This window comes from Bradyrhizobium sp. CCGE-LA001, from assembly GCF_000296215.2.
Classification (GTDB): domain Bacteria; phylum Pseudomonadota; class Alphaproteobacteria; order Rhizobiales; family Xanthobacteraceae; genus Bradyrhizobium.
In genome coordinates this window covers 1516464-1530342 of the sequence record NZ_CP013949.1, presented here as the reverse complement: position 1 = coordinate 1530342, position 13879 = coordinate 1516464, and the positions used below count along the sequence as shown (strand labels likewise).

The window sequence follows — 13879 nt, the reverse complement described above, 5'->3', positions numbered from 1 at the left end:
CAAGGAACGCATCATGGACCTCTCGTTCAACGCCGAGGAACGCGCCTTCCAGGACGAGGTGCGCAGCTTCATTGCCAAGAACCTGACCGAGGAGATGAAGCGCGCGACCGCGCTGACGCCGTCCGTGTTCTCCGACCCTGATATCGGCATGGCCTGGCAGCGCGCGCTGCACAAGCAGGGATGGGGTGCGCCGGGCTGGCCGGTGGAGCATGGCGGACCGGACTGGACTCCGGCGCAGCGCTGGATCTTCGAGACCGAAAGCGCCAGGGCCGGCGTGCCCAATGTGAATGTCATGGGCGTAAAGATGGTCGGGCCCGTCATCATCGGCTTCGGCTCGCCGGAGCAGAAGAACTTCTACCTGCCGCGGATTCTCTCCGGCGAGGATTATTGGTGCCAGGGCTATTCCGAGCCGGGCTCCGGCTCCGACCTGTCGTCACTGAAGACGCGCGCGGTGCGCGACGGCGACGATTACATCATCAACGGCACCAAGATCTGGACCACGCATGCGCACCACGCCAACCGCATGTTCGCGCTGGTGCGCACCAGCGACGGGCCGCGGCAGCAGGACGGCATCAGCTTCATCCTGATCGACATGAAGACCCCCGGCATCACCACGCGTCCCATTCTCACCATCGGCGGCGACCACGAGGTCAACCAGGTTTTCTTCGACGACGTGCGCGTGCCCGTCGCCAACCGCGTCGGAGAGGAAGGCAAGGGCTGGACCTACGGCAAATATCTGCTCGAATTCGAGCGCGGCTCCGGCATCGCCTCGGCCAAGCTGCGCGAGGGCTTGAAGGCGATCGCTGACCTCGCCGAATCCGACCTCACGGGCCGCGCCATCGACAGCCCCCACATCGCGACGCGCATCTCCGAGGTCGAGGTCGACATCGACGCGCTGGAGATGACGGAGCTGCGCGTGCTCTCGGCCCTGCAGACCGGGCAAAATCCCGGTGCGGTGTCGTCGATCCTGAAGCTGCGCAACAGTGAGATCCGCCAGGCTGTGACGCGGCTCGGCGCCGACGTGATCGGTCACGACGCCCTCGCCGTCGAGCCGATGCGGCCGCTCTACAGGCTCAACCACGAGCCTCCGACGCCTGAGGAGATGCTGACGGTGATGCCGGAATATCTCAATGGCCGCGCCTACACGATCTTCGGCGGCACCTCGGAGATTCAGCGCGATATCATCGCGAAGATGATGCTGGGGATTTAACGCGAGCCGCCGGCCACAAATTCGGTGTCGTCCCGGCGAAGGCCGGGACCCATAACCACCGAATTCAGTTTTGCGAAGATTAGTAGTTACTAGCTCGCACCACATTCCGGCGTGGGAGTATGGGTCCCGGCCTACGCCGGGACGACACCGAGTTCGAGGCTTCAGCTGAGTCCCTAACCTGCCTTCGCCTCCTTGATCGCCTGCCAGATCTTCTGCGGCGTCAGGGGCGTGTTCAGCTGGGTGATGCCGAGCTCGGCCAGCGCATCCATCACACCGTTGGTGACGCAGGGCGGGCCGCCAATGGCGCCGGATTCGCCGCAGCCCTTGGCACCGAGCGGGTTGGTGCGGCAGGGCGCGGAATCATCCAGCGTCACAACGATCGGCGGCACGTCGTCGGCGCGCGGGATGCAGTAATCCTGGTAGCTCGCGGTGAGGAGCTGGCCGTCTGCATCGTAGGAGACCCCTTCGTACAGCGCCTGGCCGATGCCCTGCGCGACGCCGCCATGGATCTGCCCGGTGACCAGCATCGGGTTCACCGCGACACCGACGTCGTCGACGGTGGTGTAGCGCACGACCTTGGATACGCCTGTCTCCGGGTCGATCTCGACCTCGCAGATATGCGTGCCGTTCGGCCAGCTCGGACCATCGACCTCGCCTTCGGAATCAACGCTGAGCTTGGCGCCGTTCTCCTTCTCGGCGAGATCGAACAGGCTGATGCGGCGGTCGGTGCCGACCACGGTGAGCATGCCGCTCTGATATTCGATGTCCTCGACCGAGGTCTCCAGCACGTTCGCCGCCTTCTCGCGCGCTTTCTGGATGAGGTCATTGGAGGAGACCGCAACCGCCGTGCCGCCGACGAACAGCGAACGCGAGCCGACGCTGCCGAAGCCCATGGCCAGATCCGTGTCGCCCTGCACCACGTCGATCTTGTCCATGGGAATGCCGAGCGTGTCGGAGATCATCTGGGTGTAGGTGGTCTGCAGGCCCTGCCCCATCGCCATGGTGCCGGAATGCAGCATGACGCGCCCTTGCGAGGTCGCATGCAGGCTGACCTTCTCGGTATGCGCGCGGCCGCCGGTCCACTCGATATAGGAAGTGAGGCCGCGGCCGTAGAGCAGGCCCTTCTTCTTCGCCGCCTTCTTGCGCGCGGCAAAGCCGTCCCAGTCGGCAAGCTTCACGGCGCGGTCGAGCATGTGCGCGAAGGCACCGGAATCGTAAACCTGCCCGGCTGCGTTGGTGTAGGGCAGCTGCGCCGGCTTGATGTAGTTGGCTTTGCGGATCGCGCGCGGATCCATGCCGATCTTGCGCGCAGCGGCGTCAAAGAGTCGCTCGACGATAAACACCGCTTCGGGGCGGCCCGCGCCGCGATAGGCGCCGACCGGTGCGGTGTGGGTCATCACCGACTTCACCTCGAAATGCACCAGCGGCAGATCGTAGACGCCGGTCTGCACGAACGGCCCGAGCACCAGCGGAATGATGTTGGCCGCGCCCGAAGAGTACGCACCGGTGCAGCCGATCGACTTGACGCGATAGGCCAGCACCTTGCCCTTCTCGTCGAGCGCAAAGGATGCCGTCGAGGTGAGATCGCGGCCATGGGTGCCACCGACGAACTCGTCGGTGCGGTCGCCGCGCCAGCGGATCTTCTTGTTCAGCTTGGTCGCGGCATAGGCGACGATGCCGTCCTCGGGATAGAGGTTGGTCTTCTGGCCGAAGCCGCCGCCGATGTCGCCGACCAGCACGCGGACGCTGTCCTTCGGACGCTTCAGCACGGCTTCCGCCAGCACGTCGCGGGTCGAGGCCGGGGTCTGCGATTGCACGTGCAGGAGGAGCCGTCCAGACTTCTTGTCGATCTCGGCAATGGTCGAGCGCGGCTCCATCGCCGAGGGCACCAGACGCTGGCTGACGATGTCGAGCTCGACGGTGTGCGCCGCGCTGGCAAAGGCTTCGTCGACCTTGGCGGCATCGCCATAGCTCATGGCGCCGACGATGTTGTCGGGCGCCTCCGGCCACACCACGGGCGCGCCTGATTTCACCGCCTCGACGGGATCGACCACCGCGGGCTGCACGTCATATTCGACGACGATCGCCTCGGCCGCGCTCTGCGCCTCGGTGCGCGAAGAGGCCACCACGGCGGCAACGGCCTCGCCGGCATAGCGCACGACTTCATGGGCCAGCAGCCGGCGCGGCGGCACCGTCATCGGCTTGCCGTCAGGGCGCTTGAAGATGTTCAGCGTCGGAATGGTGCCGATGTCGTCCTTGACGAGGTCGGCGCCGGTGTAGATCGCGGTGACGCCGGGCATCGACGCCGCGGCGCTGGTGTCGATCGAGACGATCTTCGCGTGGGCGTGCGGCGAGCGCAGCACGTGCAACCATAGCGCGCCCTCCTCCGGCTTGTCGTCGATGAATTGTCCCTTACCGGTGAGCAGCCTCTGGTCTTCCAAACGCTTGACGGGCTGCCCCGCTCCGAAACGCAAATTGCCGGGAAGAATGTTCATTCCGCTATGTCCCTGAAATCCGGAAAACGACCGGCGCGGTTTTAGCGGATTTTGCGGTCGATACAACCGAGCCGCGGCACATCTGCATTGCATGCCACGCCCGATTTGGCGGCCGAGATTGCCAGGTCAAATGCTTGGTCAGGAACGCTCGATGTCGATGATGCCGACATTCACGTCGCGGCTGTCCGAACCCCGCTTGACGGTGAGGCGGACGGACTTGCCGGCGCCCACCTGCTCCAGCGCGTCGGTCAGATCGGCGAGGCGCCGCACCGGCTTGCCCTCGACGGAGGTGATGATGTCTCCGACCGCGCCCGTCGAGAAGTTGACACCGCGAATGCCCGCCCGCTCGGCCGGGCTACCGGGCGCGGTGCGCACCACGATCACCCCTTCGACACCAAGCCGAGTCGAAACGTCCTCGCCGGCGGCCACGATGCCGATGCCGGGCGTCGGCACACGGCCGTTGCGGATGAGCTCGGGGACGATCCGGTTCACGACATCGACCGGCACGGCGAAGCCGATGCCGGCATTCGATCCCGACGGCGAGATGATCGCCGTGGTGACGCCGATCAGCCGGCCGGCAGAATCCAGCAACGGCCCGCCCGAATTGCCCGGGTTGATCGCCGCATCGGTCTGGATGACATTGGCGATCTCCCGGCCGGCATGGGTCGGGAGCCTGCGCTTGAGCGCGCTGATGATGCCGCTGGTCATCGATTGATCCAGCCCGAAGGGATTGCCGATCGCGAAAGCGGATTGTCCGACTTTCAAATCGTTCGAGCTGCCGAGGGCGATCGGCGCTGGAAACTGGCGCACGCTGCGGATCCGCAGCACCGCGAGATCGTAATTCGGAGCCCGGCCGACGAGGTCGACCTCAGCCACCTCGCCCGAGGCGAAGCGCACCGCGATCTCGTTGCCATTGGCGACGACGTGGTTGTTCGTCACGAGGTGCCCGTCGCGGTCCCAGACGAACCCCGTTCCGGAAGCCCCGCCACCGCCCTGCCCTTCCTCGCCCATGAGAGGATTGGCGTCCGACTTGACGGCAACCTGCACGACCGAAGGTGATACGCGCTCGAAGATGTCGATGGTCGCCTTTTCGCCATCGGACAGCGGGCCGCGCTGCTCGACGGCGCGGGCGGATGGCGCCGCCCATGGGACATACGAGATCGGGACATGCAGGATCTTCGCGGTGGTAACGGCGAGCAGCAGGGCGGCGAAGGCTGCCGCGGCAATCGCATAGCGACGATTCATCGGGGATCACCGTCTCTTGTGCCGGATACGCTATTGGGACGCACATGCATGGGGTGACAGACCTCGCTCACGCAGCAACGTCGCAAACGAACGGAAGTTTCTCCGGGAGGTAATGACCTTTTTGCGTCCGGCACGGGTGCCGGGGCAAATTGCCGCGTGGCGAGCGCAGCTAGGCCAGCTCGCGCAACGCCGCCTCCACGATCTTGCGTGCGTCGGCCGTCAGCGGCGCCTGCGGCGGGACGGGATCACCGACGTCGTAGCCCTGGATCGAAAGGCCGGCCTTGATGCAGGCGGCGAGATTGAAGCGGGCGAAGGCTTCGTTGATGCGCCACAACCGGCGCTGCAGCGCCATGGCCTCATCCCAGTGGCCCGCCTTGCAGAGATCGTAGAGCGCGACGCTCTGGCGCGGGATGATGCAGGCGGGCCCCGCCATCCAGCCGAGGCCGCCGATCAGCATCACCGCGGCGGGGATATGGGCGGAGGCCGAGAACACGCGCAAGGAATTACCGCAGCGGTTCATGATCGAGAGCAGCCGGCCGGTATTGGTGGAAGCGTCCTTGATGTAGCCGATGCGGGGATGCTCGGCGAGGCGCGCGATGACGTCGAGCGTCAGGTCGGAGCGCTGGAATTGCGGATTGGTGTAGATGACGACAGGGATGTCCACGGCGTCCGCAATGGCGCGGAAGTAGGATTCCACCTGCGCGTCGGCGAGCGGAAAATACGCCTCCAAAATCGCAAGAATGCCGTTGGCACCGAGCTTCTGATACGCCTTCGCCTGCGCCACCGCGTCCGCGGTCGAGGTGGAGGCGACGCCGGCCACGACCGGCACACGGTCCTTGGCGGCTTCGATCGTGGTCTGCACGATCGCCAAGCGTTGCGCGGCATCGAGATAGGCGAACTCGCCGGTCGAGCCCAGTGGCGTCAAGCCATGCACGCCGGCGCCGATCAGGTCGTCGCAGAGCTTTGCGAGAACTTCGGTTCGGACTCCGCCATCGACATCGACGGGCGAGACGAGATAGGGGAAGACGCCGTGGAGTTCGGACATATCGGATGTGGCTCCCGGTCAATTGGTTCGCGCACGACCGGTCTTACCAATGCCCGCGCCTGCGATCAAACCCTGAGCAGCCGCACACGCGTGCCCCAGGGATCGATCGCCTCGACACCATCCGCAATCGTCGTGATCTTGACGCCACTTTTGCGCAGGCGCTTTTCCTGCGCCGCGAGCAATTCCGGCTTGGCCATCACCAGCGAGAACCAGGCAAGGCCCGTGCTCTGATCGTCACGTTGGCCGGCGCCCTGGCTCTGCCAGACGTTCATGCCGAGGTGATGGTGATAGCGGCCCGACGACAGGAACGCGGCGCCGCTACGGCGGCGGGTCGGATCGAGACCGATGGTGCCGTGATAGAAGCTCTCGGCCTGCGCGAGATCGCCGACGCGCAGATGCATGTGGCCGATGCGCATTCCGTCCGGCGCCTTGGCATAATCAGGAACGCGCGGGTTGGTCAGCGACAGCAGATCGGGGATGTTGAGCTCGTCGGTGGCCATCGTCACGCTGCCCTCGCTCCATTGCCATTGCGAGGGATCGCGATCGGCATAGACCTCGATGCCGTTGCCTTCGGGATCGTCGAGATACACGGACTCAGAGACGAGATGATCAGAAAAGCCCGACAGCGGCACGCGATGCGAGGCGGCATGGACCAGCCAGCGCGCGAGATCCTTCCGCGTCGGCATCAGGAACGCGGTGTGGTAGAGGCCGGCAGCGGTGCGCGGCTCGATCGCCGCATCGGGGCGGGCTTCCAGCACCAATAGCGTGACGCCGGCCGTACCGAGCTTCGCAGCGGCGCCCAAGCGTTCCATTACGGTGAGCCCGATCACGTCTCGGTAGTAATCCGCAACCTTGTCGAGATTCTTGACCCGGAGCGTCACCATGCCGACACGCATCGGCGTGCGGCTGGCATAGGTCGGCCCGCCGCCCTGCGCATGGCCCTCGGCACGTGCCGCGGCTGCGGCCGCCATCGCCAGCGAAGTGGCGCCAGCGAGCTGAAGCAGGGTGCGGCGGGTGAGATCGATGGTCATCAGTCGGAGCTCGATGTTGAGGCCGTCGGGCGCAATATCCAACCGATTGCTACACGTTCCCGTGAGCGGCTCCCAATCACATGTTCGTCGGCTTTGCCCCGCAGAGGCCCTTTGGTCCTGGCCACCCGGCCAGTTTCGCAAACGCCTACGACGTCCCAGATTGAGGACAGCTACAGGAGCCTGCCATGACCGACCTGACTGCCCTGTCCTCCCTGTCGTCCGCGCTCGCGGACGTGGTGGCGCGCACCGCGCCGTCCGTCGTCTCCGTGCATTCGCATCGCGCCCGCGCCGCCGGCTTTGTCTGGAAGAGCGGCTTGATCATCACCGCCGACGAGGCGCTGGCCGACGAGGGCGCGGTCGAGATCGGGCTGCCCGACGGCGGCCGGGCCGCCGCCACGATCGCCGGCCGCGACCATACGACCGACATCGCACTGCTGCGCACCGAAGCCGCCATCGCGCCGGTCAAGCTTGCCACGACGGTGCCTCCCCTCGGTATGTTGTCGGTCGTCGTCGCCACCAACCGCGACGCGCCGAGTGCGGCGCTCGGGATGGTATCGGCATCCGGCAAGAGCTGGCGCTCCTTGCGCGGCGGCGAGATCGATGCGCGAATCGAGCTCGATGTCCGCCTGCGCGATAGCCAGCAGGGCGGGCTCGCGCTCGATGCGTCGGGCGACGCCTTCGGCATGGCGGTGCTGGGCCCGCGGCGGGTGCTGGTGATCCCGACGGCGACGATAGAGCGCGTCGCGCCCCAGCTCGAGGCGCGCGGCCGCATCGCGCGCGGATATCTCGGCCTCGGGCTTCAGCCGGTGCGGCTCGACGACGGTATCGGCGCCATGGTGATGAATGTCGACAAGGCAGGACCTTCGGCCGCGGCCGGCATCCGCCAGGGCGATGTGATCGTGGCAGTCAATGACCAGAGATTGTCCGGCGTACGCGCGCTGTCGCAGACGCTTGGGCCTTCGAGCGTCGGCGCGGTGATCGATGTCGCGGCACGCCGCGGCGGCGAGCCGGTCAGCTTCAAGGTCACCGTCGGCGAAAGGCCTGAGGCGTGAGCGCGGACAACGCGGCCGAGATCGTGCTGTCGCTGGAGGTCGACGATCCCGTTCTCGCCGGTCGCCTGGCGAAGCTGCTCGGCAGCGTCGCCGGGATTCGCCTGGCTGCGCCCGGCGAGCAAGCTGCGGCGACGGTCGTCGCCCGTGATCCGCGCGTCATGCCGGATGACATCGCACTGACGCAGCGCGAGCTCGACGTGCTGGCGCTGATGGCCGAGGGCGGCTCCAACAAGATGATCGCACGACAGCTCGGCATCTCCGTGCACACCGTGAAATTTCATGTCGGCTCACTGCTCGACAAGCTTGATGCCACCGGCCGCACCGACGCCGTCGCGCATGCGGCGCGACGCGGGGTGATCGAACTGTAGGCGAACGAATTTCTCCGCGGATAGAGCTCTCCTCTGGAGAGAGGGCGAGAGAGGCTTAGCTCACACCCGCTTGCCGTTGTTCTTCTCCGCAGCGCGGCGCAGGGCCTCGGCGAGCGCGCCGCCGCCGCCGGACGATTCCTGCTTGCGCGGCGCCGAGGACGTCATGCGGGACGTGTTGCGACTGTTGTCGCGCTGCATGCCGGGAGCGTCCTTCTTGGCACCGACCTCGTCATCGAGGCGCAGCGTCAGCGAGATGCGCTTGCGGGCGACCTCGAAGTCCAGCACCTTCACCTTGACGATGTCGCCGGGCTTCACCACCTCGCGCGGATCCTTGATGTAGGTCTTGGACATCGCCGAGATGTGCACGAGGCCGTCCTGGTGCACGCCGATATCGACGAAGGCACCGAAGGCCGCGACGTTGGTCACGGTGCCCTCTAGGATCATGCCCTTCTTGAGATCCTTGATCTCCTCGACGCCTTCCTTGAACACCGCGGCCTTGAACGCCGGACGCGGGTCGCGGCCGGGCTTTTCCAACTCCTTCAAGATGTCGGTGACGGTCGGCAGACCGAAGGTCTCGTCGACGAAATCCTTCGGCTTGAGCGTACGCACGATCTCGCTCGAGCCGATCAGCGCCTTGATGTCGCTCTTGGTCGCCGCCAGGATCCGGCGCACCACGGGATAGGCTTCCGGATGCACGCCGGAGGCATCGAGCGGATCCTCGCCGCCGAGAATGCGCAGGAAGCCCGCGCACTGCTCGAACGCCTTGGGTCCGAGCCGCGGCACGTCCTTCAGCGCCTTGCGCGACTTGAAAGGGCCGTTGGCGTCACGATGCGCCACGATGCTCTGCGCAAGGCCGGAGCCCACGCCCGACACGCGCGCCAGCAGCGGCGCCGAGGCGGTGTTGACGTCGACGCCGACGGCGTTCACGCAATCTTCGACCACGGCATCGAGCGACTTGGCGAGCTTGGCCTGGCCGAGATCGTGCTGATACTGGCCGACGCCGATCGCCTTGGGCTCGATCTTGACGAGCTCGGCCAGCGGATCCTGCAGCCGCCGCGCAATCGAGACCGCACCGCGCAGGGTGACGTCGAGGCCCGGCAATTCCTCCGAGGCGAAAGCCGAGGCCGAATAGACCGACGCTCCGGCTTCCGATACCACGATCTTGTTCATCTTCAGCTCGGCCAGACCCTTGACGAGATCGGCTGCGAGCTTGTCGGTCTCGCGCGAGGCGGTGCCGTTGCCGATCGCAATCAGCTCGACCCGATGCTTCATTGCGAGCCTGCCGAGGATCGCAAGCGACTCGTTCCACTGCCGCTGCGGCTCGTGCGGATAGATCACGGCGGTATCGACCACCTTGCCGGTGGCATCGATGACGGCGACCTTGACGCCGGTGCGATAGCCGGGATCGAGTCCCATGGTGACGCGGGTGCCGGCGGGCGCCGCCAGCAGCAAGTCGCGCAAGTTCGAGGCGAACACGCGCACCGCTTCGGTCTCGGCCGCGTTCCACAGCCGCATGCGCAAGTCGATGTTGAGATGGACCTGGATCTTGGTGCGCCAAGCCCAGCGTACGGTGTCGACCAGCCAGCGGTCGCCGGCGCGCTTGAGGTCGGCGATGCCGAACCGCTTCATGATCTTCAATTCATAGGCGCTCGGCACGCCCGGCGGCGGCGCCTCGGCTTCGGCCTGGATCTGCAGGTCGAGGATCTCTTCCTTCTCGCCGCGGAACATCGCGAGGATGCGGTGCGAGGGCAACTTGGTCAGTGGCTCGGAGAAATCGAAATAATCGGCGAATTTCTCGCCTTCGGTCTTCTTGCCGTCGCGCACCTTGGAGGCCATGCGCGCATTGGTCCACATCTCCTCGCGCAACGCGCCGATCAGGTCGGCGTCCTCGTCGAAGCGTTCGACCAGGATGGCGCGGGCGCCGTCGAGCGCGGCGGCAACATCGGGAACGCCCTTCTCGGCGTTGACGAAGGCTTCAGCCACCACCTTCGGATCGTTGCCGGGCTCCGCCATCAGTTGATTGGCGAGCGGCTCGAGGCCGGCTTCCTTGGCGACTTCCGCCTTGGTGCGGCGCTTCGGCTTGAACGGCAGATAGATGTCTTCGAGGCGCGCCTTGCTGTCGGCGGCGAGAATGGAGGCTTCCAGTGCGGCATCGAGCTTGCCTTGCTCGCGGACCGATTCGAGGATGGCCTTGCGGCGGTCCTCGAGCTCGCGCAGATACACCAAGCGCTCCTCCAGGGTGCGCAATTGCGCGTCGTCGAGCGCACCGGTCGCTTCCTTGCGGTAGCGGGCGATGAAGGGAACCGTGGCGCCGCCGTCGAGCAGCGTCACCGCCGCCTCGACCTGCTCGGCCCGAACCCCAAGCTCCTGCGCAATCTTCTGGTTGATATTTGCCACGCGAGAATCCCTCTATCCAACCACGCGACGCGGCGGCAAACCGCCGGCCACGGGACGCCGCTTATGGACCAAGCCGGGTTGATTCATCAAGGTACAGCGGAGGATCGTCGACAAGGGATTTTTTGTTGAACCGATGCGATCTCGCCACATTCGTGGGGATGGCGCGGGCGCTCTTGGTACGAGGACTCAATCCTCTTGTCGTCCTGGCTTTCGCCAGGACGACAAGAGGATTGACAGCAGCCTCCATTCCACGGCTGGTGCACTCGCCGGACCACCGAACTCCACGTGAGGACCATTCATGCGCACCACTTCGGCCGGCGCCATCAGGATCGCCACCAAGGGCCCCGGCGACGTCTCCGGCCTCATGAGCATGATCGAATCCGGCGCGATCGACCCCGCTTCCATCCTGGCCATCCTCGGCAAGACCGAGGGAAATGGCGGGGTCAACGATTTCACGCGGGAATATGCCGTTGCGGCATTGTGCACGGCGCTGGCGCCGCGGCTCGGCCTTTCTCCTGCGCAGGTCGAGCAGCGCATCGCCTTCGTGATGTCCGGCGGCACCGAGGGCGTGCTCAGTCCGCACATCACGGTGTTCACGCGGCAAGAGGTCGAACGCCCGGCAGGCATCTCGGGCAAGCGCCTCAGCATCGGCGTGGCGCACACCCGTGACTTCTTGCCCGAAGAGCTCGGCCGCTCCGCGCAAATCATGGAAACGGCCAAGGCCGTGAAGGCTGCGATGGAGCACGTCGGAATCAGCGATCCCGCCGACGTTCATTTCGTGCAGATCAAATGTCCGCTGCTCACCAGCGATCGCGTCGAGGCTGCGAGCGCGCGCGGCAACAAGACGGTGACGACCAGCGCCTACAGTTCGATGGCCTATTCCCGCGGCGCCTCTGCGCTCGGCGTCGCGGTCGCGCTCGGCGAGATCGCTCCCGATGTCCGCGACGAGGACGTGTTGCGGCGCTACGATCTGTTCTCGAAGGTCGCCTCCACCTCGGCCGGCATCGAGCTGATGCACAACGTCGTCATCGTGCTCGGCAATTCGACGTTGTCGGTGAGCGCGTTCGAGATCGGGCACGCCGTGATGAGCGATGCCATCGACGCCGCGGCGGTGAGCGCAGCGCTGCAAAGTGTTGGGCTGGGCATCGCACCTCAAGCGGGCGCAGGCCGCGAGCTCGTCAACATCTTCGCCAAGGCCGAGGCCTCGCCTGACGGCACCGTGCGTGGCTTCCGCCACACCATGCTGGAAGATACCGACATCAGCTCGACGCGCCACGCACGCGCCGCGGTCGGCGGGCTGATCGCGGGCTTTGCCGGCACCAGCGCAATCTACGTCTCCGGCGGCGCGGAGCATCAGGGACCGCCGGGCGGCGGACCGGTTGCAGTGATCGCTCGACTGCCGGATTGAGACGGCCTGCAGCTCCACGTCCCGCCGCCTCTCCGCCCCATGCAACCCTGCCCCTCGCGGCGGCTCGGTTGATTCAGGGCGGTCTTTGCGAAAGGAAGGAGCGCCGCCACCGAAGGGGATTTGACTACATGACTTTGCCGATGAGCTGGAATGAATGGGCGCAGCATGACGGCGTGGCGCTGGCCGCCCGCGTCCGCAAGGGCGAGCTGACGGCAAAGGAGCTGGCGCGCCAGGCCGCGGCCGGCGTCGCCAAGGTCAATCCGGCGCTGTCGGGCGTGGTCGAGCTGTTCGAGGACGTGATCGCCGATCCTGCCAAGGACGGCGCCAACCTCTCCGGCCCGTTCGCCGGCCTGCCCTTCCTGATGAAGGATCTGGGACCGACCATGAAGGGCCGGCTCCAGGAAATGGGCTCGCTGCTGATGCGCGGCAATCGCGCCGCGGCCGATACCTTCCTCACCGGCAAATTGCGTCAGGCGGGGCTCAACCTGATCGGACGCACCACGACGCCGGAATTCGGCGTGTGCAGTTCGGCCGACAATCCCGCCGTCTACGTCACGCGCAATCCCTGGAATACCGATTACACGACCTGCGGCTCGTCGGCGGGCAGCGCCGCGATGGTCGCGGCCGGCGTGGTGCCGATCGCACACGCGACCGACGGCGGCGGCTCGATCCGCATTCCCGCCGGCGTCAACGGCAATATCGGGCTGAAGGTCTCGCGCGGCGTGTTCTCGCTTGCCCCGCACATGTCCGATCTCACCGGTCTCGTCTCGATCCAGGGCTGCCAGTCGCGTTCGGTGCGCGACACCGCCGCCTTCGTCGACCATGCACGGGGACCTGCGCCCGGCGAATTCATGCCGTTCTGGACCACGGCGCAGCCTTATTCCGAAATGATCAAGCGCGATCCCGGCAAGCTCCGCATCGCGCTCTCGCACAGCTGGGGCGATTACACCGCGACGCCAGAGCTCGCGGCCGAGCTGGAGAAGACCGGCCGCTTCCTCGAAGGCCTCGGCCATCACGTCGACTACGCCCTGCCCGAGCTCGACTTCCGCGCCGCATTCGCCGCGCAGACCACCTGCTACATCTCGAATTTCGCAGTGGTGATCTCCAACATGCTCGCCGCGCGCGGGCTGGAGACGCCGCCGGAAGATCTGATCGAGCCCATGAACATCCGCATCTGGGAAGCCGGCCGGCACACCAGCTTTGCCGAGCGCGCGAAGATGCAGGCCGTGTTCAACACCACGTCACGCGGCTTCGGCAGCTTCTTCGAGCAGTGGGACGTGATCCTGACGCCGATCACGGCGCTGCCGACGCCGAAAGTCGGGACGAAGGAGTATCTCACCATCTCCGACAATCCCGATGTGCGCGACTGGTTCGGCAATCTCTGGCGCTTCTTCGCCTTCACGCCGCTCGCCAATCTCTGCGGCATCCCCGCGATCTCGATGCCGATGGCAACCCAGGATCACGGCCTGCCGCTCGGCATCCAGGCCATCGCCAAGCAGGCCAATGACGGCCTGCTGCTGCAGCTCGCCGCCCAGATCGAGCGCGCGCTCGACGGCAAGTGGAATTGTGGCCAGAAGCCGAAGGTGCATGTGAGCTGAGAGAGCGATCGCGCGAACGGCGATCGCACC

At 66.1% G+C, this 13879-nt stretch carries 10 protein-coding genes; 5 read left to right on the top strand and 5 right to left on the bottom strand.

Features of this window, described 5'->3' with window-relative positions; translation table 11 throughout:
• Window positions 1-13: 13 nt before the first annotated feature.
• Window positions 14-1210, top strand: a complete 1197-nt coding sequence (locus BCCGELA001_RS07355; RefSeq protein ID WP_060734949.1) for an acyl-CoA dehydrogenase family protein — start codon at window positions 14-16, stop codon at window positions 1208-1210.
• Window positions 1211-1383: 173 nt separating this feature from the next.
• Here BCCGELA001_RS07355 and BCCGELA001_RS07350 read toward each other — a convergent pair whose 3' ends face one another.
• From BCCGELA001_RS07350 to BCCGELA001_RS07335, 4 genes are all read right to left on the bottom strand, one after another.
• Window positions 1384-3705: a xanthine dehydrogenase family protein molybdopterin-binding subunit gene (locus tag BCCGELA001_RS07350; RefSeq protein ID WP_060734948.1), complete on the bottom strand. Its 2322-nt coding sequence runs from the start codon at window positions 3703-3705 to the stop codon at window positions 1384-1386.
• 138 nt (window positions 3706-3843) lie between these two features.
• A complete protein-coding gene (locus BCCGELA001_RS07345) occupies window positions 3844-4950 on the bottom strand; it encodes a S1C family serine protease (RefSeq protein ID WP_060734947.1) in 1107 nt (368 codons plus the stop codon).
• Between the two features lie 169 nt (window positions 4951-5119).
• Window positions 5120-5995, bottom strand: a complete 876-nt coding sequence (locus tag BCCGELA001_RS07340; RefSeq protein ID WP_008563434.1) for a dihydrodipicolinate synthase family protein — start codon at window positions 5993-5995, stop codon at window positions 5120-5122.
• A 65-nt stretch (window positions 5996-6060) separates the two neighbouring features.
• A complete protein-coding gene (locus BCCGELA001_RS07335) occupies window positions 6061-7026 on the bottom strand; it encodes a VOC family protein (protein ID WP_060737538.1) in 966 nt (321 codons plus the stop codon).
• Window positions 7027-7211: 185 nt separating this feature from the next.
• Between BCCGELA001_RS07335 and BCCGELA001_RS07330 the strand changes: the two genes are divergently transcribed.
• Both BCCGELA001_RS07330 and BCCGELA001_RS07325 read left to right on the top strand, forming a co-directional pair.
• Window positions 7212-8078 carry a S1C family serine protease gene (locus BCCGELA001_RS07330; protein ID WP_008563429.1) on the top strand — a complete coding sequence of 289 codons (867 nt, stop codon included), beginning with the start codon at window positions 7212-7214 and terminating at the stop codon, window positions 8076-8078.
• Window positions 8075-8446, top strand: coding sequence for a response regulator transcription factor (locus BCCGELA001_RS07325; RefSeq protein WP_008563427.1), 372 nt, complete (start codon window positions 8075-8077; stop codon window positions 8444-8446). Before BCCGELA001_RS07330 ends, BCCGELA001_RS07325 begins: the two co-directional genes overlap by 4 nt.
• A gap of 60 nt (window positions 8447-8506) precedes the next feature.
• Here the strand turns inward: BCCGELA001_RS07325 and BCCGELA001_RS07320 are convergent, their stop codons facing one another.
• Window positions 8507-10843 (bottom strand): Tex family protein, encoded by a 2337-nt coding sequence (locus BCCGELA001_RS07320; RefSeq protein ID WP_060734946.1) that lies wholly within the window; start codon window positions 10841-10843, stop codon window positions 8507-8509.
• Window positions 10844-11141: 298 nt separating this feature from the next.
• Here BCCGELA001_RS07320 and BCCGELA001_RS07315 point away from each other — a divergent pair, with 298 nt between their 5' ends.
• Window positions 11142-12251 (top strand): ring-opening amidohydrolase, encoded by a 1110-nt coding sequence (locus BCCGELA001_RS07315; protein ID WP_008563408.1) that lies wholly within the window; start codon window positions 11142-11144, stop codon window positions 12249-12251.
• Between the two features lie 128 nt (window positions 12252-12379).
• The gene (locus BCCGELA001_RS07310) at window positions 12380-13849 is read left to right on the top strand and encodes an amidase (protein ID WP_060734945.1); all 1470 of its coding nucleotides are present in this window, start codon (window positions 12380-12382) and stop codon (window positions 13847-13849) included.
• The last annotated feature ends 30 nt before the right edge of the window (window positions 13850-13879 follow it).